Origin of the sequence: Streptomyces sp. NBC_00316, assembly GCF_036158715.1 — a bacterium.
Lineage (GTDB): Bacteria > Actinomycetota > Actinomycetes > Streptomycetales > Streptomycetaceae > Streptomyces.
On the sequence record NZ_CP108023.1, the window covers coordinates 8,029,164 to 8,049,207 of the forward strand.

Sequence of the window (20,044 nt, forward strand, 5' to 3'; positions counted from 1 at the left end):
CGGGACGGTCCCGGGTTCGGTGGCCGGCGGTCAGGCAGAGGCGGGCGCGCCGCTGGACCGGCGCAGCGTGGCGGCGAGCGGGTCCCAGTCCTCGGGGAGTGCGGCCGGCCGGGGGCATCGGGAGGTGACGGTGCGGAACTCGTCGCGGGCTGCGGAGTGTTCGATGGCCGTCATGGTGTCGAGGACGTGCTGCGCCAATGCGCCGGAGGCGCGGTGCGGTTGTCCCGCGCGGAGCGCACGGGCCATCTCCAGGACGCCGATGCCGCGCCCCATGTCCGTGCCGGTGACCGGCAGCAGGCGCCACTCCTGGTCGGCGGCACCCCGTATCCGCAGCGGACCGGTGAAGGTGTTGGGGTCCGGCAGCGACAACGTTCCCTCCGTCCCGGTGATTTCGAACTGCGTGCGGGGGAGCGCCGAATCGAAGCTGAACGTGGACGCGGCGCTCGCCTCCGCCGTCGCGAAATCGACGAGCGCGGCGACATGCGTGGGTATCTCGACCGGGAAGCGGGTGCCGGCCTTCGGGCCGGAGCCGATGACGCGTTCGGCACGGCCCCGGCGGGCGCGTGCGGCGACCCTGGAGACGGGACCGAGAAGGGCGACCAAGGCGGTCAGGTAGTAGGGACCCATGTCGTGCAAGGGGCCGGCGCCCGGCTGGAAGAGGAACTCGGGGCTGGGGTGCCAGCGTTCGGGACCGAAGTTCAGCATGGCGGTCGTCACGGCGACCGGGGTGCCGATGGCACCCGATGCGATCGCCCGCATGGCGCTCTGGATGCCCGCGCCGAGGAACGTATCGGGGGCGCCGCCCACCCGCAGGCCGCGGCGCGCGGCGTCGGCGAGCAATGTCTCGCCCTCCGCAGGGTCAAGGGCCAGCGGCTTCTCCCCGTAGACGTGCTTTCCGGCAGCCAACGCTGCAGTCGCGACGGCGACATGGGCGGCCGGGACCGTCAGATTGACGACGATCTCCACCTCGGGCAGCGCCAGTACGGTCGCGAGGTCGCCGGCGACGGGCACACCGTATTCCGCTGCCGCGGCCTGTGCCCGGGCGGTGTCGAGGTCGGCGATGCCGAGGACCTGCAGGTCGGGGAAGGCGGTCAGGTTGCGCAGGTACTGCCTGCTGATGACACCGGCGCCGACGATCGCGACACCCACCGGTCCTGTGGTCATGCCTGCTCCAGGGAGTCGAGGTAGGCGTGGCTCGCGGCCAGCGCTTCGAGCATGTCGGTCGCGCAGGAGTCCAGTTCCACGATGCGCCAGGCGTCCCGGGGCGCGGCGGCCAGGATCGCGGGCACCGGCATCCTGCCCCGTCCCACGGCGCTGTGCGGCTCCTGCTTGACGACAGGGCCGTCCTTGATGTGCAGCGCGCGGACGCGCTCGCCGAGGTTGCGCAGTACGGCCGGGACATCCGCACCGGTCACGGCGGCCCAGTAGGTGTCGATTTCGAGGAAGACGTCCGGGGCCAGCAGGCCGGCGAGGACCTCCAGGGCGGGCCGGCCTTCGATCTTCGGCTCGAACTCCCACCAGTGGTTGTGGTAGCCGATCCGCTGCCCGAACGAAGCGGCCTGCTCGGACAGGGAATTGAGGGTGTCGGCGGCGCGCTCCAGGCTGTGGGCCGTGGTGAAGTCCTCCGGGGGGATTCCGGCCGGGAGGATCACCAGATCCGTGCCCAGGACGGCGGCGGCCTCGAACACCGCGGCCGGGCTGTCACCGATCAGCTCCATGGAATGGACGCTCGATACGACCAGGCCCAGGTCGTCGGCAGCCTTGCGGAAGCCGTGCGGGTCGGTGGTCGGCCGGAAGGGCTCCACCGCGCCGTAGCCGATCTCTGCCAGGCGGCGCAGCACGCCGTCGCGGTCGTCGGCCAACTCCTCGCGCACGGAGTACAGCTGGACCGAGAGGGGCTTCGTCATCGGGCGTTCCTTCCCTTGCATCCATGGGGGCGGGGAGCGCACGGGACGCGCTCCGGCCGGCCGGTCTGCTGGTGGACGGGGAGTGCGGGACGTTTCCGGTGTCCGTGACCTGAGCGCCGCCCCCATCGGCCTGGTGCGGTACGGCGTCGAGCAGGTCCGGCCTCCGCCCCGTCCGGACGAAGGGTGTTCACCGGCGTCCGATGGGGGAGTGCCGTGTCACAGCGGGAAGGTGCGGGGAAAGACGCGTCGGCCATGCCTAGTCGGTTCCCTGCCGGATCGGAACGTAACTCGGAAGACGGTCCGGGTTGCGGTCGACGCCGCGCCGCCGGGGCCGGCCGTCGGTGGGCACGGCTGCACCCGGTCCGCCGGCCATGATCGGGAGACGGTACCCGGCGCTGGTAGATTTTCCCTGTGCATCAGGGTGTCTGGGTCCGGCGGGGACGTGTTTGCGCGGTGCCGCTCGACGAGCCACCGCAGGTGGTCGCGGCCGGGGTCGGGGTGCACGGGACGGCGAGTCTGCTCGACGTGTTCCGGCTGCCCGATCTGTGGCAGCTGCACCTCTACCGGTACGCCGCGGAGCTCACCGTCGACGGCGTGGCCCACGCCGTCCGGCCCGGCCATGTGAGCCTGGTGCCGCCCGGGGCGGTGGTGCGGTACCAGTACCGGGGGCGGTCCGAGCACCTCTACGTCCATCTCGGGCTGCCCGGAACCGGCGCGCCGTCGACGGTGCCGGTGGTGCAGGACGCCGGGGCGCTGACGCCGGTGCTGTCGGAGCTGCTGCTGCGGGCGATCGCGACCGCAGCGCGCAGTCCGCGGCGGGCGGACGCCGAGGTGTGGTCCGCCTTGTGGCGGGTGGCCGACCTCGCCGAACCGGCCGGGGGAGCGGCCCGGCCGCACGCCTCGGTCGCCTCGGCCATGGCGTACATCGAGTCCCATCTCGCCGGGCACCTCACCGTCCCGGACGTGGCCCGGGCGGCCAGGGTCTCGCACAACCACCTCATCCGGCTGTTCCGGGCCGAGACCGGTGCCACGGTGGTGGCCTACATACGTCGGCGCAGGATGGAGCGCGCCCGGCATCTGCTGCGGGAGTCGACGATGCCGATCCCCGCGGTCGCGGCGGCGATCGGCATCGAGGACCTGCAGGCGTTCAACAAGGCGTGCCGCCGCGAACTGGGCGCGTCCCCGAGGGCGGTCCGCGCCGGCGCATGAACCCGGGCGGAACTCAGTCCCGGCCCGTGCCCCGGTACACGTCGAGCTCGCCGCCGAGTTCGACGGCCAGCACGGTGGCGAGCTCGTCGGCATCGGCCGCCTCGGGCGCGTCGATCCACAGCACGCCCGGCACGTCCCCCAGACCGCCGATGACCCGGTGCCCCAGCTCGGTACCGGTGCCGACCACGCGCACACGTGTGACCGGCGTCCGCAGGCCGCGCAGCGAGACGGTCTCACGCGGCGTGTCGAAGCACATCAGATAGAGCGTGCGGCGGTCGGCGGACAGCGTGCTCGGACCGTAGTGGTGCCCGGCCGGCAGGCCGGCCACCGTGCCGTACACCGCCTCGGAGTGCTTGGCGATCCACGTGCCCAGGCCCTCCAGCCGGGCGGCCTGCTCGGCGGGGATGGTCCCGTCCTCCCGCGGGCCGACGTCCAGGAGGAGATTGCCGCCCATGCCGATGGTCTCCGCGAAGTAACGCACCAGCTGGCGCACCGACTTGTGGTGGTGGTCCTGGGGCTGGAAGCCCCACGAGTCGTTGACCGTCAGGCACAGCTCCCAGGGCCCCTCCGGCGGCAGCAGCGGGACGCCCTGTTCGGGAGTGGAGTAGTTGCCGTAGCTCAGCATGCGCGCGTTGAGCACGGTGTCCGGGTTCCCCGCGAGGATCAGTTCGGACAGTTCGCGCATTTCCCACTGCTCCTCGCTGCGCTCCCACTCGCCGTCGAACCACAGCAGGTCGGGGCGGAAGCGCGTGACCAGCTCGCCGACCTGCGCGTTGCGGTACGCGAGGAACCGGGCCCAGGCCTCCGGGTCCTCCTGGCCGGGCGCGGCAGAGGCGTAACGGTTGGCACGGACCTCTTCGTTCGGCGGATCCGGGTGAACGGCGCTCGCGTAGTCGGGGTGGTTCCAGTCCGAGTGCGAGTAGTACAGGCCGACCTTCAGGCCCTGTTCGCGCAGCGCTTCGGCGTATCCGGCGAGCAGGTCGCGGCCGGCGGGCGTCTGCCGGACGACCGACAGATCGCCCTGGTCGGTGTCCCAGAGGGCCACGCCGTCGTGGTGGCGGGCGGTCAGTACGGCGTACTTCGCACCCGCGCGGGCGAAGAGACCGGCCCAGGCCCTGGGGTCGTAGTCCGAGGCCGTGAAGCCGTCGAGCTGCTTCATGTAGCGGTCGTGCGGTACCTGCCCGGTGTAGAAGGACCAGGACTCGGGCACCCCGTCGACGGCGTAGATGCCGTAGTGGACGAAGATGCCCAGTTTGGCTTCGGAGAACCAGGGCTGCATCGGCATGGGATCAGATCCTCGGTGCGGGACGGCGAAGGGGCGGCGGCCTGCTGCCACCACCGCCGAAGCTATGCCGGACCGGATGCTGCACGCGTGGGGTGTACTCACCCTCACTGGTTCATTTTCACCCTGCGGACCCCGGCAGTCGCTGCGGCGAAGCGCGGAGGCCGGGCGCCGGCTCGCCGGTACCGTCCTTGCGTGCCCCGCGCGCCCGTGCGGGGCCGGGAACGGTTCAGACTGTGGGGACGGCCGGCCGGATCTCCCTGACGCGGCCGTAGCGGCGGCTGATCGGCTCGGCGCTGAGACCGTGCAGCACGATGCTGAGCATGACGGTGATGGTCATCACCTGGGCGATGAAGTCACCGCTCGGAGTGGGAAGTTCGATGACCGCGAGGGAGCCGAAGACGATGGATGTCACGCCTCTCGGACCCATCCATCCGAGGAACAGCTTGTCCGTCAGTCTCATCCCCGTCCCCGCGAGCGCGATGAGGACGGGAAGCATGCGGACGAGCGTGAGGGCGACCAGCGCGTACAGGATCACCGAGAAATTGAATCCGTCCCAGAACGCGTCGTTGACGATCTGCCCGAAGAGGAACCACAGCGCAATGGTCATGAGCGCGGCCAGATCGTCGGTCATCTCCACCGCGCCCCCGGGAAGCCGGCGTGCCGCCGGGGCGAAGCAGACACCCGCGACGAAGGCGGCGACGAACCCGTTTCCCCCCAGGGAGCCGGACAAGGTGTAGGCCGCCACGGGCACGGTGAGTACGCCGAGCCTCAGCGCCGAGGGCCGGGTCCAGCCACACGACCAGGACCGGCGCAGCAGCCATCCGGCCGCGTAGCCGATGACCAGACCCGTGGCGATGGCCCAGGCGGCGGCCTGGACTGCTTCGAGCAACGCGCCCGCGTAGTCGGTGGCCCGTCCGAACGACTCGGCGCTGGCGGCGATGCACAACAGAAAGACCGGCGAGAGGATTCCGTCGTTGAGGCCTCCTTCGACGTTGAGCACCTCACGAAGCCGCGCGGGAATCCTGCTGTCGCGGATGACGGCCGAAGCGGGCGCCAGATCCAGCGGGACGACGACGGTCGCCAGGACCGCGAGGATCCACCCCGGCTGATCGGGAAAGAAGGTGAGTGCGGCCAGGAACGCCGCGCACAGCGTGAGCGGCAAGGCGCCTCCGATCAGGCGCAGGACCAGGCCCTTCTCCCTTCCGAGGATCCCTCCCGGCACTTCGATGGCATCGACGAAGAGCAGCAGCGCCAGGATGACCTCCACCGTGTGCTCGAAGGTGGCCGTATCGAGGTCGAAATGGAGCGGGGGATCCGAACCGCCGGTCAGCGCGATGCCCGCAGCCATCATGGCGATGGGCGCGGTGATGCTCCATCGGGCGAGCCGGTGCGCGAGAAGCGCCCAGACGAACAGGATTCCCGCGATGACCGCGACGGCAAGCATGGACCCTGCTTTCCGACGGTGACCGTCCCTCGAACTCGTGCAGCATGTGACCGCCGCGGGCACAGTGCCATCCGACCGGCCGCGCAGGCGCCGGGCAACAGACCCGACCCGAATGGGTGGCAGCGTCCCGCCCTCGCCGATCGAAGCGGCTAAAGGGCAGCATAGGCGGCTAATTGGTTCATAGCGCGACAAAATGATTGAACGGCACTAGATTTGCCTCTCGACGGACATGCGGTGTCGCGGTCGGCACGGCCCCTGTGCGAACCGGAGCTGATGTGACAGACGATGACCAGGCAGGTCGTAGGCCGGCGGCCCGGATGCCGTCAGCGCCGACGCGGTCGTCCCCCCTCGCGCCGGCCCTCCCGGTGGCCCGCTCGTTCGCGACGGTCCCGCAGACCGGATACCGCCGCGCGCACCCGGCCGACGTGGTCGACCCCGCCGTACCCCGCACGAAGGAACGTACCGGTCACGACCGGTACGGACGACCGCGCACAGCAGGTTCGCCGTCCAGCAGGGCGCGTGGGAGGGGGAATTGATGACCGACCCCGACACCTGGGCCACCACCCCCACCGCTGCGGCTGAAGGGCGGCCTGCGGCCAAGCTGACGATGTTCACGCTGACGGCGATGGTCGTCGGTTCGATGGTGGGCGCCGGGGTGTTCTCCCTGCCCCGGAGGTTCGCCGAGGAGACGGGAGTCGCCGGAGCGCTGATCTCATGGGTCATCGCGGGCGTCGGCATGCTGATGCTGGCGTTCGTGTTCCAGACGCTCGCGGTACGCAGGCCCGACCTCGACGCCGGTGTCTACGCCTACGCCAAGGCCGGCTTCGGCGAGTACCTCGGCTTCTTCTCGGCGTTCGGGTACTGGGCCAGCGCGTGCGTCGGCAACGTCACCTACTGGGTGCTGATCATGTCGACGATCGGCGCCCTCGCACCCGCGCTCGGCGACGGTGACACGCTCCTCGCGGTCGTCCTGTCCTCCATCGGCCTGTGGGCGTTCTTCCTCCTGATCCGGCGCGGGGTGAAGGAAGCTGCGGCGATCAACAGGGTGGTGACCGTGGCCAAGGTCGTCCCGATCCTGGTCTTCGTCCTCCTCGCCCTCTTCTGCTTCGACCCGTCCGTCTTCGCGGACAACTTCGGCGGGGCCGACTACGCCGGCTCCCTGTTCCACCAGGTCCGCGGCACCATGCTCGCCACCGTCTTCGTCTTCCTCGGGGTCGAGGGCGCCAGCGTCTACTCCCGCCACGCCAAACGGCGCGAGGACGTCGGCAGGGCCACGGTGCTGGGGTTCGTGAGCGTCTTCGCCGTCTTCGCCTCGGTCACGATCGTGTCGTACGGAATCCTGCCGATGAGCAAGATCGCCGAGCTGCGGCAGCCGTCCATGGCGGGCGTGCTCGAGGCGGCGGTCGGCACCTGGGGCATGGTCTTCGTCAGCGTCGGGCTCATCGTCTCCGTGCTCGGCGCCTATCTGGCGTGGACGCTGATGGCGGCCGAGGTGCTGTTCGTCGCGGCCAAGGACGACGACATGCCGCGCTTCCTCGGCCGGTCCACCGCTGCCGACGTCCCCGTCCCGGCGCTGCTCCTGTCCACCGCACTGAGTCAGATCGTGCTGGTCGTCACGATGTTCTCGGACGACGCCTTCAATTTCGCCCTCGACCTGACCAGCGTGCTCAGCCTGATCCCGTTCCTTCTCGCGGCCGCCTTCGCCGTCAAGATCGCGTCCAAATCGGGCCCGGAGGGAGGGGCGGGCGGCGGAACCCGTCGGGACCTGGTCGTCGCCGTGCTGGCCACGGTCTACACCGCGTTCCTGGTGTACGCCGCGGGCCTGAGGTTCCTGCTGGTCTCCCTGATCATCTACGCCCCCTCGACGTTCTTGTTCGTCAAGGCCCGGCGCGAGCAGAACAAGCGGCTGTTCTCGCCCGCCGAAGCGGTCATGTGCGCCGTCTCGGTCGCGGGCGCCGTCGTGGGTGTGATCGCCCTGGCGGCCGGCTGGATCGAGCTCTGACAGCACGTCTCACCCTGTCTCCCTCCCGCGAAAAGGCACATCGTGACTGACACCACCACCCCCGCGCAGGCACTCGGCGTCCATTCCGAAGTCGGAAGACTGCGCAAGGTACTGGTATGCGCGCCCGGCCTGGCGCACCGCCGGCTCACCCCGACCAACTCCGACGACCTGCTCTTCGACGACGTCATGTGGGTGGAGAACGCCCAGCGTGACCACGCCGACTTCGTCGGCAAACTGATCCAGGGCGGTGTCGAGGTCGTCGAACTGCACGACCTGCTCGCCCGGACCATGGCGATTCCGGAGGCCCGTACCTGGCTGCTGGACCGGAAGATCACCGCGAACGAGGTGGGCATCGGACTCATCGACGACACCCGGGCCTTCCTGGAGTCACTCGATGACCACCGGCTCGCCGAGTACCTGATCGGCGGGCTTGCCACCATGGACCTGCCGGACGCGTTCCGCTCGGGGTACCTTGCCCTCGCCCGCGATTCGACGGGGGCGCGCGAGTACCTCATGCCACCGCTGCCGAACACCCTCTACACCCGCGACACCACCTGCTGGCTCTACGGCGGTGTGACGCTGAATCCCCTCTACTGGCCCGCCCGGCACGGTGAGACCCTCCTGATGAAGGCCATCTACACCTTCCACCCGGACTTCAAGGGCTCCACGGTGTGGTGGGGCGACCCCGAGCAGGACTGGGGGCAGGCCACGTTCGAGGGCGGCGACATCATGCCCGTCGGCAACGGCGTCGTCCTCATGGGCATGAGCGAACGCACCTCCCGCCAGGCCATCACCCAGGTCGCGGCCTCGCTCTTCAGGAACGGCGCCGCCGAACACGTCATCGTCGCGGGCATGCCCAAACTCCGTTCGGCGATGCATCTGGACACCGTCTTCACGTTCGCCGACCGCGACATCGTGACTGTCTACCCGACGATCGTGGACGCGATTCACACCTTCTCCCTGCGCCCCAGCGACAAGGCGACGGGCATCGAGGTCACCGACGAGGGGTCGGCGGCCTTCGTGGACGTCGTCGCCAAGGGGCTCGGTCTGCCCGGCCTGCGGGTGATCGAGACGGGTGGCGACGTGTACGCCTCCGAGCGCCAGCAGTGGGACAGCGGCAACAACGCGGTCGCCCTGGAGCCGGGTGTCGTCTTCACCTACGACCGCAACACGCAGACCAACGCCCTTCTGCGCAGGGCCGGGGTCGAGGTCATCACCATCGTCGGCGCCGAGCTCGGGCGTGGGCGCGGCGGCGGTCACTGCATGACGTGCCCGCTCGTCCGCGAGGCCGTCGACTTCTGACACCGGGACGGCCCGGGGAGCGGGTCGACCGGCTCTGGACGGCGGCGGACACGGAGGCAGAGGCTGAGCATGGCGGTTGCGGAGATCGACTACGCGGCAGTGTTCCAGGGGCTGCCCGGAATGGTGGCGCTGCTGACTCCGGAGCTGGTGTACGCGGACGCGAACGAGGAGTTCCTCCGTATGTCCGGACGCACGCGCGAGCAGGTGGTCGGGCGGTATCTGTTCGACGTGTTCCCCGACAATCCGAACGCGACCACCCCGAGCGGCATGCGGAATCTGGAGGCGTCGCTCAAGCGGGTGCTGGCCGGCGGTGAGCGGGACGCCATGGCGTTGCAGCGCTATGACGTCCAGTCCTTGCACCGGCCCGGCGAGTGGGAGGAGCGGTACTGGAGCCCGGTCAACGCCCCGGTGCGCGGACCGGACGGCCGGGTGGTCCTGCTGGTGCACCGGGTGGAGGAGGTGACCGAGCTCATCAAGGCCCGCGGGGGATCGGACAGCAGCCGGGCCCGCGTGCTGGAGGCCGAGCTCTACACCCGGGCCCGGGAACTGCAGGAGGTCAACGAGCGGCTGCGGCAGGCCCACGCCCGGGAACGCGAAGTGGCCCTCACCCTGCAGAAGGCGATGCTGCCCGCGCCCGGGCCGGTCGGTCACCACCCGGTCGCCGTGCGCTACCGGCCCGCCGTCGGCACGCTGAACGTGTGCGGCGACTGGTACGACCTGGTCGACCTGCCCGGCGACCGCGTCGGCGTCGCCGTGGGTGATGTCGTCGGCCACGGCCTGCAGGCCGCCGGCAGCATGGGTCTGCTCCGCAGCGCACTCAGCGCCGCCTCCCGCGTCGCCGACGGCCCGGCCCAGGCCCTGGAAGTCCTCGACCTGTACTCCCGCTCGGTCGACGGTGCCGAGAACACCACGGTGGTCGATACATGCATCGACTGGGAGACGCACATCCTCACCTACAGCAGCGCCGGGCACCCCCCACCCGCCCTGCTGCGCACCGATGGCACGGTGGAATTCCTCGACCGGGCCACCGACCCTCCGCTCGGTGCCCGCCCCGATCAGGTCCCGCGGCCCCAGGCCGCCACCGCTTTCACCGATGGCGACACGCTCGTCCTGTACACCGACGGCCTGATCGAGCGCCGTCGCGAGGACATCGACATCGGCCTCGACCGCCTCGCCGCCTCCCTCGTCCGGCACCGGGAATCCACCCCCGAGCCCCTTGCCGACGCCGTCCTGCACGAACTGCTCCCGCCCGATGGCGCCACCGATGACACCGCCCTGGTCATCGTCCGGCTCTGACACCCCCTCCCGGGTCGGACGTCGCGGGATTTCCGTACGCGTACAAGAGAAGGCCACGGAGGGGGGACGGGAGGACAATGGAGTGGTGTCGGGTGCAGAGAAGAAGCAGGCAGCGGGCCGGCGGTCCGTGGGTCGGCCGCGCAGGCTCGACCCCGACACGATGGTCGCCACCGCGCGCCGCATCCTCGAGGAGGAGGGCCTGGACGCCCTGAGCATGCGACGGGTGGCGAAGGAGCTCGGCAGCACGCCGATGGCGCTCTACCACTACGTACGGGACAAGGACGAGCTGCTGATGCTCACCCTGTCCGGGACCACGGGCGCCTTCCCGCGTCCCGAACTGCCTGAGGACCCCCGCGAACGTCTGCTCGCCGTCGCTGTGCACGCACACGGGGTCCTCAGCCGTATCCCGTGGGTCCTCGACGTCCTGGCGCTGGGCGAACTCACCGACAGAGATGCCCTGTGGATGGTGGAGGAGATTCTCGACTGTGCCCAGAACTGCGGTCTCTCCCCGGCCCGGTCGGTACGTGCCTGCTGGACGATATGGCAGTACATCTACAGCGACCTGATCTTCCGCAGGGCCGCTGCCCGCCGCGCGGAGCACCCGCCGAGCAGCCAATGCTTCCCCGAGATGATCACTGAGGAGGACGCGGAGGAGTTGCCGCGGCTCACCGCGATCAAGGACCAGTGGCGTACCTATGCCGCCGACTACTCGGTCGCCGACGAACTCGAGGCGATCATCGACGGGCTGATCAGCCGGGGCGCTCGTGGGTCGACCGCTCTCACCGCGCCGCCCTGAGGCCTTTCGGGACTTTTCGGGCGTGGTCTGCGGGTGTGGGTGACAATGGAAGGCGCAGGCAGCCTGGTCGCCGTCGCCGATAGTTGTCCGGAGCCCCTCATGGATCACCCGGAAAGTTACGAGCTGGTATTTCAGGCGTCCGCGGTCGAGGACGACGCCGTGATCGTCCGGCGCACCGCCAGGGAGGGGGCGGGCGGATATCCCATCTACGAGGACGAGACGGGGATCGTACGCGCAGAGATCAGTGATGACGGGGAGGTGCGGATGCTTGCGAGCGGTGGTCACCAGGTGCTCGGCTCGCCGCTGGTCCGCACGGTCGGCAGGCCCTGAACGCCCCGTGAGTGCATGACCCCTTGCTGATGGGCGATCAGATACCCGTCGCTGCAAGCGAGTTCCGTTGTGGCACGGGGATGGCCGGCCGGTGTGCACATGCAGTGAGAGTGTGGTCATCACGCTCCGGAGTGTGATCAGCCAACCACGCTCCGGAACATCATCAACGGCAGCGGCCGATGGTCCGCCGCCCACTCATGGACAGAGCGGCGAACCATCGGCCGTGGTGCGGTCCTACTTGTGCGGGCGCGTCTCGCCGCTCATGTTGCTGAGCTGCTCGCTCTGCTCCTGCAGCTTCCGAGCCTTCTCCTGGAGTCGCGAACGCTGCTCCGGGTCGGTTGCGCGTTCCGCGGCCTCGGTCATCTGCCTGGCCTTGTCGCGCATCTGCTGGGCTCGGCCACTGGTTTCGCCTGCAACGCTCATCGTCACTCCTTGGACGCTAGGGAAGAGCGGGCTCCATCAGAGAACCAGCGTCGCGGACTCTTCGCATTCCGAAGCGTCACGCTCCGTCATCGTCGGGCCTGGGCGTCCGCCGGCGCTCCTGGCGCTGGCATGATCGAGGGCATGAACGAGCGCATGATCGCCGCGTGTGACGGGGCATCGAAGGGAAATCCGGGGCCTGCGGCCTGGGCGTGGGTCGTGGCCGATGCACAGGGGCGGCCCGAGCGTTGGGAGGCGGGGCCGCTGGGCACCGCCACCAACAACATCGCCGAACTCACCGCGCTCCAGGAGCTGCTGGAGTCCACCGACCCGGGTGCGGCGATCGAGGTGCGGATGGATTCGCAGTACGCGATGAACGCGGTGACGAAATGGCTTCCGGGGTGGAAACGCAACGGCTGGAAGACCTCGGCCGGCAAGCCCGTGGCCAACCGCGATCTGGTGACCCGCATCGACGCGTTGCTCAGCGGCCGGACCGTGAACTTCGTCTACGTGCCCGCCCACCAGGTGGATGGGGACCCGCTCAACGCCCTGGCCGACCAGGCGGCCAGCGAGGCTGCCGTGACGCAGCAGGCGGCCGGTACCCTGCAGGGCTCCCCGCTGCCGACGCCCGCTCCTTCCAGGGCGTCCGGGAGCCGGAGCGGCGGTGGTGACGCGGCGAAGAACGCGACTGGTGCACCACGCGCCGTGGCCACCATCCGGGCCAGGTTCGCCGGGCGATGCCACTGCGGAAAGCCCTACGCGGCCAAGGACATGATCGCCAAGAACCCGAACGGCTGGGGCCACCCCGAGTGCCGGTCCGCGCCCGCCTGAGACGGCTGTCCGCCGGTCCGACCCCGGGAGTGGCCGCACGGCGGTGGCTCTCCATGCCATGATGCGGCTCCGACCGCAGCGTCCGCGGTGCTCCGCCGGCGCTGCGGGAACGGCTGGACGCTGGGGGGCGTATGGAATCCACAGGCACGGTGCTGCGCGAACTGCGTGGCGCACAGAAGACCGCCAAGGGTGTGTCGCTCTACTCGCGGTACGTGAACCGCCCGGCCGGGCGGGTGCTCGCGGCGGGCGCCTATCGGTGCGGACTGACACCCAATCAAGTCACGCTGATCAGTGCGGCGTTCACCTTCGCCGCTCTCGCGTCGGTGGCGCTGGTCCGCCCGTCCTGGGGGCTCGCGGTCGCCGTCTACGCGGCTCTGGCCGTCGGCTTCGCCTTCGACTCGGCCGACGGGCAGCTCGCCCGGCTGACCGGACGGGGCGGGCCCGACGGCGAGTGGCTGGACCATGTCGTGGACTGCGCCAAGATGATTCTCGTGCACACCGCCGTGCTGATCTCGTTCCACCGGTTCTTCGAACTGCCCGGTGACGGCTGGCTGCTGCTGCCGCTGGGCTTCCTGTTCGTCGCCGTACTCACCTTCTGCGCCGGTCTGCTGCGCGAACAGCTCGGCAAGGCCGCCGCCCGCCCCGCGCCGGCCGGCAGTGCCACGGCTCCGGTGTCCCGGGTGCGGGCCGTGGCCCTGCTTCCCGCGGACTACGGGGTGTTCTGCCTGGTGTTCCTGCTGTTCGGTGACGAGACGGCGTTCCGTGCCGGCTACGCCGTGCTCGCCGCCGTGCACACGCTGTTTCTGGTGGCGTTTCTCGGCAAGTGGTTCAGGGAACTGAAAGCGCTCCGGACTGCGGGCTGACGAGCGTGTCCAGCGCCCGGCGCAGCTGGGTGCTGGACGTGTGCACGGTGTACGGGAAGTAGACCACCTCCACGCCGACCTCCGCGAAGTCGCGCTCCAGTCGCTTCCCCTTCTCCGTGCCCCGCCAGTCGTCCCCCTTGAAGATGACGTCGAACCTGACCTGTTGCCAGGTCTCGACCTTGTCGGGCACGGTCTCGACGAACGCCGCGTCCACGTAGCGCACGCTGCGTACGATCTCCAGCCGCTCCGGCAGTGGAATCACCGGCTTGTGGCCCTTGGCGAGCGCGGCCATCTCGTCCGAGACCACCCCCGCCACCAGGTAGTCGCACTGGCTGCGGGCGTGCCGCAGGATGTTCAGGTGTCCTACGTGGAACAGGTCGTAGACCCCCGGCGCGTAGCCGACTCTGTGCACCATCCGTTCTCTCCCCCCACGGTGAACGTGATGTCCGTGTCCCGGATGCAGGTGTCCGGACATGGCATCCGGTCCTGCGGGATATCGGTATCGGTGTTGATGGTGCAATGACCTTACTGTGAAGACCACTTGCGCATCACGTGAACGGATAAGCTCACTTTTGGGGCTGTTCCTTGAAGGGAGCAGAGGGTGTACCAGGGGGAAGGCGATCGTCCGATGTCCGATGCTGATCACCACAAGTCGTTCGAGCACCGCAGGCTTCTCGTGGTCTCGACCAACTATGCGCCGGAGCTGACCGGCATCGGTCCGTACGCGGCTCAGCTCGCCGAGCACTGGGCGGCCTCAGGGGCCGACACGCACGTGCTGACCGGGATGCCGCACTACCCCTCCTGGCGTACCGAGGCCGCATACCGGGGCGTGTGGCGGACCGCTGAGAGCCGTGCCGGTGTGACCGTCCACCGGCGAAGACACTATGTGCCGCCTCGTCAGACCGCCCTGCGCAGGGGCGCGTTCGAGGCCACGGTCCTCGCCCACGGCCTGCTCGCACCACCGGGGGTGCGGCCCGACGCGGTGATATCGCAGCTGCCGAGCCTGGCGGGCGGTGTCATCGGTGCCCGACTGGCCCGCCGCCACCGGGTCCCCTACATACCCGTCGTACAGGACCTGATGGGCGCCGCCGCCGCGCAGAGCGGCATCCGGGGCGGGGGCCGGGCGGCGGCCGTCGCCGCGCGGGCCGAACGGTACGCGCTGCGAGCCGCTGCCCTCGTCGGAGTCATCCACGAGAGCTTCGTCCCCCGGGTCACCGCCTACGGCGTGGACCCGTCCCGCATCCGGCTGGTTCCCAACTGGACACATGTGGAAGGCCCTTCGGCCGTACGCGCCGCCACCCGGGCCCGGCTCGGCTGGCGCGAAGGGACGCCGGTGGTGCTGCACTCCGGGAACATGGGACTCAAACAGGGCCTCGAAGTCCTCGTCGACGCCGCCCGGCTGGCCCCGGAGATGCGCATCGTGCTGATGGGCGACGGCAACCAGCGCGATGCGCTGCGCGCCCGCGCGGCGGGCCTGCCGAACCTCGACATCCTGCCGCCCGCCGACGCCGACGAGTTCACCGACGTGCTCGCCGCGGCAGACGTGCTCGCGGTGACGCAGCGTGCGTCCGTGCTCGACATGAGCGTCCCGTCCAAACTCACCTCGTACTTCGTCTCCGGCCGTCCCGTCGTCGCCTCCGTGGCCGACGAAGGGGGCACCGCCCAGGAGGTGCGCCGCTCGGGCGCCGGGGTCCTCGTCGCACCCGAGGACCCCGGCGCACTGCTGGCAGCCGTACGCAAACTCGTCGACGGGCCGGCCGAGGCGGACGCGCTGGGCGCCCGCGGACCGGAGTACGTCGCACGTCACCTCAGCCGCGAAGCGGGCCTCGCCCGGTTCGACGCACTGCTCACCGAGGTCCTCGACGACGCGCAAGGGAGAACACGCCGATGACACATCCGATCCGCGCCCTGGAGGACCAGGACGAACCCGCGCTGCTGCGCGATCAGTTCAGACAGCTCCTGCGCTACCGGGCGCTCCTCGCCACCGGCGTGGTCCTCGGTCTGCTCGGCGGCGGCTGGCTCGCGCTCAGCGGCGAGGCGAGCTACACCGCCACCGGCGAGGTGTTCGTGCGCAACGCCACTTCCGACCCCTTCGCCACCGGCGCCTCCGCGGACAAGGGGATCAACATCGGCTCCGAGCGGCAGACCGCCGTCAGCGACGCCGTGGGCACCATCGCAGCGAAGTCCCTGGCCGGTGGGGGCGACCGGGTGGAGGTCGGGAAGCTGCTGACCGGTCTCCAGGTCACCAACCCGCCGAACACGCTCGTCCTGCGGTTCTCCTACACCGGCCGCACCCCCGCGCTCGCCAAACAGCGGGCCGAGGCACTTGCCGACGCCTATCTGGAGATTCGCCGTGAGCGCACCGAGAACAGCATCGACAACATGGTCGACGGCTACCGGGCCCAGCTGAAGCCGCTCACCGAGCAGCGCGACAAGCTGGCCGCATCGGCCGGAACCAGCGGCGACGACGTGACCAGCGCCCGGGCCAACCTGGTCGTCGCGATCTCCGAACTGAGCCGCAAGATATCGGAGTTGCGCGCTCTCGACACCACCCCCGGCTATCTGAACAAGAAGCCCGTGGCACCGGAGAAGCCCAGCGGGGCGGGACTGCCCCTGCTGCTCGGGCTCGGTGGCGTCGTCGGGCTCGCGCTCGGTCTGCTGCTGTCCTGGGTGCGCCTCGTCTTCGACCCGGCGGTCCGCTCCACCCGTGAACTGGTCCGCTCGCTCGGCGCCCCGCTGCTCGGCACCCTGCCCAGGGAACGCGGCTCGGCCGACGTGCTGCTGGCCATCGGCCGCAGTGGCAGCCGGCTGGCCGAGGAGTACCGGGCCGTGGCATTCCGGCTCGCCTACGACCCGTCGTTCGAGGAGCGCCGCCGCGTCCTCGTCACCGCCCCGCGCGGGGACAACGAGGCGGCCGCCGCCGCGGCGGTCAACCTGGCCGCCGCCTTCGCCGAGATGGGCCGTGACGTGCTCCTCGTCGAGGCCGATCTGCGCACGCCGGCCCTGGCCCGGGACCTCGGTCCGGCCGTGCAGGGCCGGCCCCGCTGGGCCGCCGAGGGCGACGACCGCGCATGGCCGTCGGACAGCCGCACCAACGTGGACGTACCCGGCTCCGGTGCCTTCACGCTGGTCGCCGGCCGTCGGGTCGAGAACGTGCCGCGGGCGCTGACCTCGGCGCCGGTCGGCCGCATCGTCGCCGGGGCCGACCGGCCCGGCGCCGTGGTCATCGTGCTCGCCCCGCCCGTGCTGTCGTACGCCGACGCCGTCGCGCTGATCGACCGCGTCGAGGGCGTCGTCGTGGTCTGCGATCCGCGCGAGGTCCACCGCAGCGACCTGGAGCGGATCCGCGAGATCATCGGGGCGGCCGGAGGCACCGTACTGGGTACTCTGCTGCACCCGGGCCGGAGCCGGTTGGAGCGCAGGTCCCGGAAGAAGAAGGCCGGCCGGCGTCGCAGCGGCGAGGGCGGGCCGGGCAACGACGGCCAGGCCGGCCGCGGCGGATCCGAGGGCCCGGAACACACCGGCGACCCCACCGAGACACTGGGCCTGCGTACCTTCGACACCCCCGCATCCCGCAGGTGAAGGCACGCACCGCGATCGTCAGCTCCGTCGCGGACCAAGGGGTGGCGGCCCTCACCAACATCCTGGTGCTGGTGGCCGCCGCCCGGCTGTCCACCGTCGACGGTTTCGCCCGCTTCTCCGCGGTCTATCTCGTCTTCACGGTGCTGCTGGGCATCTCCGGCGCCTACACCGGGCAGCCGCTCGTGCTGAGGCGCGGCGAGCGCGACGAGGTGCGCAGCGCCTGCCGGTCGGCGGTCGCCTTCACCCTGCTCGTCGCGTCGGTGCTGGGCGTGCTCCTCGCCGCGGTCTGTCTGTTCGTGCCCGGAGAGACCGCCCGCGCTCTGCTGATGCTCGGTCTCGTCCTGCCCGTCGTCCTCGGGCAGGACGCCATGCGATACGCCTTCTCCACCCTGCATCTGCCGCACCTGGCGCTGGCATCCGACGTGCTGAGGCTGGTGTGCGTGCTGGGCACCCTGGCCGTCCAGCCGCACGGCGCCTCGGCAGCGCGGCTCGTCGCCGTCTGGGGTCTCTCCGCCCTGCCCGCCCTCCTGCTGTCCGCAGCCCTGATGCGCCGGCAAGTCGCGGACGCTCCAGTGCAGTTGCGGGTCCTGATGAGGCGAGGACACCTCGGGCAGCGGTTCGTCGTCGAATTCGGCGTGGGGAACGCGACCAGTCAGCTCTCCGTCCTGGGCCTCGGCGTGTTCGGCAACCCGCTGGTGGTGGGGGCGTTGCGCGGCGCGACCACACTCTTCGGGCCGCTCAACGTGCTGTTCACCTCCGCCACCAGCTTCGGCCCGCCGCTGCTCGGACGGCTTGCCTCCGAGCGGCGGCGGATACGCGCCACCGCAGGCCTGTCCGCGGCTCTGGCGGTGACCGCGGCAGCCTGGGCCACCGCGCTCGCACTGCTGCCCGACGGGGTGGGCCGCCATCTGCTCGGTGACACCTGGCCTGCCGCCTCGGCCCTGCTGCCGGCGACCGGCAGCCAGTACACGGCGATGGCCGTGGGCACCTGCGGTCTGCTGGCCCTGCGCATGCTCGACCCGCGCACCACCCTCACCATTCAGGTGGTGTTCTCGCTCGCCGCCGTCGCCTTTCTGGCCGGTGGCTACGTACTCGGCGGCGTCCCCGGCGCAGCCTGGGGCCTCTGCCTGGGGTCCGCCTGCAAGGCGGCCGCGACCTGGATCCGGGTGGCCCGGCTGCGCCGCCGCAGCGCACCTGAGCGCACACCGGTCAGCGTGCCCGCCGTCCGCTCCGGCCACTGAAGCTCGTGACCAGCAGCAGACACAGGGCCCCGATGGCCAGCTTCCCGACGGACTGCAGCAGCGGTCCACGCAGCAGGATGAAGGCGTACCCGGCGATCAGCGGCGCCGCGATCGCCAGCACACTGCCCGGCCCAGGGCCGTCCCGGGAGACCGCGCGCGCGTAACGGCGGTCGGTGCGCGCGGCGGCGTACCCGATCAGCGCCAGACCGCCGATCATCCCCGGCGCACCGAAATCCACCCAGAGCTCGGTCCACAGCGGGGCGGAGAGGTTCGTCATGTTCATCCCCATCCACTGGCCGACCCGGACCCCGGTGTCCTCCGGTTTGCCGCTCCACACCGCCCGTGGCACGAAGAACAGCGCTGAGCCCGCGAGCTGGCGGCCGTAGGTGTGGTCACGGGTGCCGACCCAGGAGATGGTGTTGGCGAACATCACCGTCTGGTCGTAGTCCTTCGTCGCCAGCGGTTCGAAGACCGACGACGACTGCACCGGGTGGTACCCCGCGCTGTCGTACCGGAACCGGTCCGCGTACGGGAACAGCACCAGCGCCCCCACCACCCCCATCGCGAGCACCGACCGGTACATCGCGGCGCTGCTCGGGAACGCGGTGAACAGCAACGAGACCAGCACCGTAAGGAACCAGTAACGAGCGTTGGAGACCGGGTTGTTGACGATCACGTTGAGGATCGCCAGGGCGATCCAGACCAGGACCGTCGAGGGAGAGCGCCGGGCCCGCCGCGAGGTCACCAGACGACGGGTGTAGAACAGCAGCGCCAGCAGCGCGGGGACCGTGCCGAAGCCCTTGAGGAAGGCCGAACCCACATTGGACTCGGATGTGGCGACCGAACTCACCGCGACCGAGGCGCTGATCTCCTGGCGGCTGGTGAAGAAGATGGCGGGCCCGCCCAGCTTCAGGATGTAGTAACCGCTCGCCGCGAACGCCAGCAGCACCAGCAGCCGGAGCCGGATCCGGTTCGCGGTGGCGGGACCGCCGGTGCTGCGCGCCGTTGAGCGACGGCGCAGTGGCCGCCGGGACGCGAGCAGCGCCCCGAGGTCGAAGGCCGCGCAGCCCACCAGGATCAGCGAGATCGCCGTCACCAGGTCGGACCGGGGCCCCACCATGGGCGTCGGGGTCTGCCCGATGACCGCCTGGGCGAACGGCGCCACCCCCATGGCGATGTACACGAACATCCAGAAGACGCCCTGCAGGAGCCGCCGTCCGGTGGACAGGATCATCGTGGCCAGCCGTGCCCCCGCGTAGCAGGTCAGCACGAGCTGTAGCCAGTACGCGTTGTCCCGGACGCCTGTGCCCGGCTGGGCGGCGATCACCGCGGGCAGGAAGCAGACCAGCCCCAGAATGAGGGGCACGGCCAGCGCCCGCGAGAGCATCGCCCAGGACATCGGCCTCGCGGGCGGCTGGACCTGCTCACCCCGGCCGCCCCGCCGCATGGGTACGGGCGTCGCCGTCTCGTGCACGGACGTCATGCGCCCCCCGTTCCGTGGACCGGTGAACACTCTAACGAATCAACCCACTTGGG

18 protein-coding genes are annotated in these 20,044 nt (G+C 70.5%); 11 read left to right on the forward strand and 7 right to left on the reverse strand.

What is annotated here, in order from left to right:
- Nucleotides 1–30 precede the first annotated feature (30 nt).
- Together OG878_RS35785 and OG878_RS35790 are read right to left on the reverse strand one after the other, a co-directional pair.
- Entirely contained in the window at nucleotides 31–1,164 is a 1,134-nt protein-coding gene (locus OG878_RS35785; RefSeq protein WP_328890616.1) for a Gfo/Idh/MocA family protein, read from the reverse strand.
- Complete coding sequence (locus OG878_RS35790) at nucleotides 1,161–1,907, reverse strand: sugar phosphate isomerase/epimerase family protein (RefSeq protein ID WP_328890617.1); 747 nt, start codon at nucleotides 1,905–1,907, stop codon at nucleotides 1,161–1,163. Before OG878_RS35790 ends, OG878_RS35785 begins: the two co-directional genes overlap by 4 nt.
- 453 nt (nucleotides 1,908–2,360) lie before the next feature.
- Here OG878_RS35790 and OG878_RS35795 point away from each other — a divergent pair, with 453 nt between their 5' ends.
- Nucleotides 2,361–3,116, forward strand: coding sequence for an AraC family transcriptional regulator (locus tag OG878_RS35795; RefSeq protein ID WP_328890618.1), 756 nt, complete (start codon nucleotides 2,361–2,363; stop codon nucleotides 3,114–3,116).
- A gap of 13 nt (nucleotides 3,117–3,129) precedes the next feature.
- Here OG878_RS35795 and OG878_RS35800 read toward each other — a convergent pair whose 3' ends face one another.
- Together OG878_RS35800 and OG878_RS35805 are read right to left on the reverse strand one after the other, a co-directional pair.
- Entirely contained in the window at nucleotides 3,130–4,401 is a 1,272-nt protein-coding gene (locus tag OG878_RS35800; protein WP_443049201.1) for an alpha-L-fucosidase, read from the reverse strand.
- A gap of 226 nt (nucleotides 4,402–4,627) precedes the next feature.
- Nucleotides 4,628–5,845, reverse strand: a complete 1,218-nt coding sequence (locus tag OG878_RS35805) for a cation:proton antiporter (protein ID WP_328890620.1) — start codon at nucleotides 5,843–5,845, stop codon at nucleotides 4,628–4,630.
- 535 nt (nucleotides 5,846–6,380) lie between these two features.
- On the opposite strand from OG878_RS35805, the gene OG878_RS35810 reads away from it, so the two are divergent.
- From OG878_RS35810 to OG878_RS35830, 5 genes are all read left to right on the forward strand, one after another.
- Complete coding sequence (locus OG878_RS35810) at nucleotides 6,381–7,847, forward strand: basic amino acid/polyamine antiporter (RefSeq protein WP_328890621.1); 1,467 nt, start codon at nucleotides 6,381–6,383, stop codon at nucleotides 7,845–7,847.
- Between the two features lie 42 nt (nucleotides 7,848–7,889).
- The gene (locus OG878_RS35815; protein WP_443049202.1) at nucleotides 7,890–9,149 is read left to right on the forward strand and encodes an arginine deiminase; all 1,260 of its coding nucleotides are present in this window, start codon (nucleotides 7,890–7,892) and stop codon (nucleotides 9,147–9,149) included.
- Between the two features lie 69 nt (nucleotides 9,150–9,218).
- The gene (locus tag OG878_RS35820; RefSeq protein WP_328890622.1) at nucleotides 9,219–10,445 is read left to right on the forward strand and encodes a PP2C family protein-serine/threonine phosphatase; all 1,227 of its coding nucleotides are present in this window, start codon (nucleotides 9,219–9,221) and stop codon (nucleotides 10,443–10,445) included.
- Between the two features lie 85 nt (nucleotides 10,446–10,530).
- Complete coding sequence (locus OG878_RS35825) at nucleotides 10,531–11,241, forward strand: TetR/AcrR family transcriptional regulator (RefSeq protein WP_328890623.1); 711 nt, start codon at nucleotides 10,531–10,533, stop codon at nucleotides 11,239–11,241.
- A gap of 99 nt (nucleotides 11,242–11,340) precedes the next feature.
- Nucleotides 11,341–11,571 (forward strand): DUF6296 family protein, encoded by a 231-nt coding sequence (locus OG878_RS35830; RefSeq protein WP_328890624.1) that lies wholly within the window; start codon nucleotides 11,341–11,343, stop codon nucleotides 11,569–11,571.
- 234 nt (nucleotides 11,572–11,805) lie between these two features.
- On the opposite strand, the gene OG878_RS35835 is transcribed toward OG878_RS35830, so the two are convergent.
- Nucleotides 11,806–11,994 (reverse strand): DUF6381 family protein, encoded by a 189-nt coding sequence (locus OG878_RS35835; RefSeq protein ID WP_277324543.1) that lies wholly within the window; start codon nucleotides 11,992–11,994, stop codon nucleotides 11,806–11,808.
- Between the two features lie 141 nt (nucleotides 11,995–12,135).
- On the opposite strand from OG878_RS35835, the gene OG878_RS35840 reads away from it, so the two are divergent.
- On the forward strand, nucleotides 12,136–12,822 hold the full coding sequence (locus tag OG878_RS35840; RefSeq protein ID WP_328890625.1) for a ribonuclease H family protein: 687 nt from the start codon (nucleotides 12,136–12,138) through the stop codon (nucleotides 12,820–12,822).
- A gap of 131 nt (nucleotides 12,823–12,953) precedes the next feature.
- Nucleotides 12,954–13,685, forward strand: a complete 732-nt coding sequence (locus OG878_RS35845; RefSeq protein WP_328890626.1) for a CDP-alcohol phosphatidyltransferase family protein — start codon at nucleotides 12,954–12,956, stop codon at nucleotides 13,683–13,685.
- Here the strand turns inward: OG878_RS35845 and OG878_RS35850 are convergent.
- Nucleotides 13,651–14,100 carry an adenylyltransferase/cytidyltransferase family protein gene (locus OG878_RS35850; RefSeq protein WP_328890627.1) on the reverse strand — a complete coding sequence of 150 codons (450 nt, stop codon included), beginning with the start codon at nucleotides 14,098–14,100 and terminating at the stop codon, nucleotides 13,651–13,653. The genes OG878_RS35845 and OG878_RS35850 overlap by 35 nt on opposite strands.
- Before the next feature lie 213 nt (nucleotides 14,101–14,313).
- Here OG878_RS35850 and OG878_RS35855 point away from each other — a divergent pair, with 213 nt between their 5' ends.
- From OG878_RS35855 to OG878_RS35865, 3 genes are read left to right on the forward strand one after another with little or no spacing between them, the layout of a single operon-like run.
- Nucleotides 14,314–15,576 carry a glycosyltransferase gene (locus OG878_RS35855; RefSeq protein ID WP_328890628.1) on the forward strand — a complete coding sequence of 421 codons (1,263 nt, stop codon included), beginning with the start codon at nucleotides 14,314–14,316 and terminating at the stop codon, nucleotides 15,574–15,576.
- A complete protein-coding gene (locus OG878_RS35860) occupies nucleotides 15,573–17,267 on the forward strand; it encodes a lipopolysaccharide biosynthesis protein (protein ID WP_328890629.1) in 1,695 nt (564 codons plus the stop codon). Before OG878_RS35855 ends, OG878_RS35860 begins: the two co-directional genes overlap by 4 nt.
- Nucleotides 17,264–18,508 carry a hypothetical protein gene (locus tag OG878_RS35865; RefSeq protein ID WP_328890630.1) on the forward strand — a complete coding sequence of 415 codons (1,245 nt, stop codon included), beginning with the start codon at nucleotides 17,264–17,266 and terminating at the stop codon, nucleotides 18,506–18,508. Before OG878_RS35860 ends, OG878_RS35865 begins: the two co-directional genes overlap by 4 nt.
- On the opposite strand, the gene OG878_RS35870 is transcribed toward OG878_RS35865, so the two are convergent.
- Entirely contained in the window at nucleotides 18,477–19,991 is a 1,515-nt protein-coding gene (locus OG878_RS35870) for a hypothetical protein (protein WP_443049203.1), read from the reverse strand. The two genes, OG878_RS35865 and OG878_RS35870, sit on opposite strands and share 32 nt — an antisense overlap.
- Nucleotides 19,992–20,044: the final 53 nt, after the last annotated feature.